This window comes from Pauljensenia sp. UMB1177 (assembly GCF_030217965.1).
Taxonomy (GTDB): domain Bacteria; phylum Actinomycetota; class Actinomycetes; order Actinomycetales; family Actinomycetaceae; genus Pauljensenia; species Pauljensenia turicensis_A.
Map to the genome: position 1 here is coordinate 1 of NZ_JASOOV010000059.1, position 236 is coordinate 236.

Genomic DNA, 236 nt, shown 5'->3' on the forward strand with positions numbered 1-236 from the left:
TTATGACCGACTTAATGCCTACCGGGAAATTAAATCGCCCCATATTTTAATTGTTGAGGGGATCAATGTCTTACAATTTGTCGGGTCAGACCAGTTTTTTATTGGTGAATATGCTGATCTGTCTATTTATGTTGATGCTGATACTGAATTAATTGAAAAATGGTATATGGAGCGTTTTATTTTACTTCGTGAAAATTCCCAGAGAGATCCCGCTCACTACAACCAACGTTATAGTA

The 236-nt window shown here is 36.4% G+C and carries 1 pseudogene; it reads left to right on the forward strand.

From position 1 onward, the window contains the following. Positions 1 to 236 (forward strand): annotated as a pseudogene (locus QP442_RS08585) (type I pantothenate kinase); the annotation flags it as partial.